This is a genomic window from Streptomyces albidoflavus (genome assembly GCF_000719955.1).
Classification (GTDB): Bacteria; Actinomycetota; Actinomycetes; order Streptomycetales; family Streptomycetaceae; genus Streptomyces; species Streptomyces albidoflavus.
On sequence record NZ_JOII01000082.1, the window covers coordinates 1 to 2,827 of the forward strand.

2 protein-coding genes and 1 pseudogene are annotated in these 2,827 nt (G+C 70.5%); 1 reads left to right on the forward strand and 2 read right to left on the reverse strand.

Annotated features, from left to right (window positions below; genetic code table 11):
- Positions 1-436: 436 nt before the first annotated feature.
- Together IF45_RS0130990 and IF45_RS0130995 are read right to left on the reverse strand one after the other, a co-directional pair.
- The gene (locus tag IF45_RS0130990; RefSeq protein WP_030310935.1) at positions 437-976 is read right to left on the reverse strand and encodes a GNAT family N-acetyltransferase; all 540 of its coding nucleotides are present in this window, start codon (positions 974-976) and stop codon (positions 437-439) included.
- A gap of 176 nt (positions 977-1,152) precedes the next feature.
- Positions 1,153-2,505: an NsdA family TPR-like regulatory protein gene (locus IF45_RS0130995; protein ID WP_008413793.1), complete on the reverse strand. Its 1,353-nt coding sequence runs from the start codon at positions 2,503-2,505 to the stop codon at positions 1,153-1,155.
- A 138-nt stretch (positions 2,506-2,643) separates the two neighbouring features.
- On the opposite strand from IF45_RS0130995, the pseudogene IF45_RS33690 reads away from it, so the two are divergent.
- A pseudogene (locus IF45_RS33690) lies at positions 2,644-2,827 on the forward strand (ATP-binding protein); the annotation flags it as partial.

Sequence of the window (2,827 nt, forward strand, 5' to 3'; positions counted from 1 at the left end):
GGCGTAGGTTGGGGGGTGCGAGGGAGGGGGCGGCGATGGGTAAAGGGATGGCAAAGGCCGTCTGAAGATGCAGGTGGGGAAGGGTGGTCCCCGCGAGGGCGGGGGTGTTCCGGACGACAAGACTCCCGAGGAGGCCCGCGGTGAGTGGTCCCCGCGAGGGCGGGGGGTTCCGGTCGACGGGGAGATCCCGTATGTGGTGCGCACGTGGTCCCCGCGAGGGCGGGGGTGTTCCGGGGCCGCCGCCAACGCGGTAGTGGGCGAGGTCGTGGTCCCCGCGAGAGTGGGGGTGTTCCGATGAGGCCGCATCCGTGCCAGAGGCAGTGGCCCCCACGAGGGCCGGGGGGGTCCGGTCACCGGCCAGACCTGGGACGACGTGGAAGCGTGGTCCCCGCGAGGGCAGAGTGGTTCGCCATGGACTGGTCCAGCGTGTTGTGCCTCACCTCACCGCCCGCACCATCACCGTCAGCTGAGGCGAGGCCGGCGAAGGCTGGCTAGTACCGATGTCCTCGTACCCCCACGAGCGGTACAGGGCATGCACCTTCCCGTTTCCTGCCGAGGAGTTGACCATCAGAGTCACGTACCGGTCGTCGCTGGCGGCGAGGAGTTCGTCGTGGATGCGTCGGGCGGTGCCTGTCCCGCGCCAAGCGGGTCGTACTCCGATCTCCTTGAGGGCGAGCGTCGGCTGCGCGGTGTACTCGTCGCCAGGGGCCGGGGTGGTGCGCTGCCAATACCGGTCGCCGTGCTCGATGCGGTTGGCGTACGCGTAGCCGACCGGCTTGCCCTCGGAGTAGGCGAGCACGGCGACGAAGCCGGGTTCGCGGCCGTGCCGGTCCAGGCGCTCGCCAAAGACGAGCGTCGTGTAATTCGGGAGGTGCAGGAGCGGGGCTCGCACCTCCGCGTAGACCTCGACCATGTCCTCGCGTACGTCGTCCAGGCTGGTGGAACGTCGCAGTTCGACAGTCGGTGCCGTGGTCATGTTGCCGTCCTCCAGGCTGCGGTGTGCTCGGTCCAGGTCTGCACGGTGGGGCTTCCGGAAGGGATGGAGCGCAGGGCCGCCCCGAATCCCCCCGGCATGCGCGAAGCCCAACCCGGTGCTCGAAACGGGCGCCCCCTTGAAGCAACCCACCAGGAACGCAGAGCCACCCCGTCCCCCTACGCCTTCGCCGCCGACACCTCCCGAGCCCGCCCCGCCAGCTCCTTCACCGCGCGGACCTTCGCATGCGGCGCCAAGTCCCGGCGCATCGTGGCGAAATGTTCGTCCCCGCGAACCGAGGCCACATGCTCGTACTCGTCCAGGAACCGGCCCCACGAGTCGCACGAGGCGTCCAGGTGGCCGTGGCGGAGCTGGCGTTGGGCGAGGGTGGCGTAGGCGTGGACGCGGCCCTGTCGTTCCTGGGGTGCCTGGACGCGGATGGAGTGCTTCAGGGCCTTGATGGAGCCCGCGTGGTCGCCCTCCTCCATCAGCACGTGGGAGACGTGGAAGAGGTACGCCGTCTGGTCGTAGCCGCCCACCGCGTCACGTCGGTTGTCGGCCCTGGCCAGGGCCGATTCCGCCTCGCGGAGCCGGGAGTGGGCCTGGTTGCGGTCGCCCACCATGGAGGCGGCGTGCGCCTGCTGGCCCCGGAGGAACGCCACGAGACGCGGCCCGGCGGACGGCGCGGCCTCGGCGGCGGAATCGGCCAGTTCGAGGGCCATCCGGCCGTGGCCGAGACTCGACGCCTGGAGGGACATGCCGCGCAGGGTGCGGCAGTAGGTGGCGTGGTCGCCCGCCTCGTCGGCGAGCTTGAGCGCCTTCGTGTAGTAGGTCTGGCCGAGACCGTGCGCCTTCTCGTACATGGCCATCCAGCCGGTCAGGTACGTCAGGTCCGAGGCGGCGGCGAGCATGTCGCGCCGTACGGGCTCGGTGGCGTCGGCCCGGAGCCACGGACCGACCGTGTTGACGAGGAAGGCGGCGGCCATGGGGCGCGCGTGGCCCGCGCCCAGCTCGTCGAGGATGTCCGCGATGCGCTCCGTCATAGCCCGGACGGCGGTGACCTGCGACGGACCGATCCGGCTGATGGCCTTGGCCGGCGAGGCCGTGCCGTCGGCGGCGCGTGCCGTCTGCTGGAAGGCGGGCACGGAGAGCGCGGCGGAGAACAGAGTCGCGGTGGCGAGGAGCTTCCGGCGTGACGGGTCCATGTCCGCCCTTCCTAGGTCGATCAGTTCCTCCACAGTGTCGACCGAGCGCGCGCCTTCGGTGGACGAAGCCGGGACGAGCCCGGCCTCCTCATGCGTGACGGGCCTTCCGAGCCGAGCTGAGAGTGCCTCCAGAATCAGCGGCCTGACCTCGGGTTTCGGCGGCGTTCCCGCGATCCAGTGCGCAACGGCCGTTCGGTCGTAGGTCAGGTGGAGCCCAGCCTGCGGGCCGAGCCGGTTGACCTGCTGTGCCAACTGCGTGCGCGTCCAACGTGCCTGGTCGAGCAGGTCGGCCAGGGCCGGGTTGGGCGTGCGCTTCCTCGTGGCCATGTACTCAACTCCTGACAGCTCATGGCATTCACGGTGTTCACGGTCGCACCTCAGCTTCACGGTACCCGCAGACCGTCAACAACCGGTTACCTCTGGTGAGTACCCAGTGGATCTGAGCCAAGGAGCGGAGCGGGCATCGTGACCGGAAAGCACATCGAAAGAGGGACGCCGAGCAGCCTTGCGGCTGAGGGCAAGCCCTGCCCTCCCCCACCCCTGCCGCAGCCCGCCCCCACCACCCCGGCCTTGCTCATCGGCCTAGGCATCGGCCTCCCCCTCCCCGCAGCCGACCTGGCCGGCACGTCGAACGCCCCCCACCCGACCC

What these genes read in the sequence shown, in the direction of transcription:
- IF45_RS0130990 (WP_030310935.1), bottom strand. Translation starts at nt 976, where the DNA reads ATGACCACGGCACCGACTGTCGAACTGCGACGTTCCACCAGCCTGGAC.
- IF45_RS0130995 (WP_008413793.1), bottom strand. Translation starts at nt 2,505, where the DNA reads ATGGCCACGAGGAAGCGCACGCCCAACCCGGCCCTGGCCGACCTGCTC.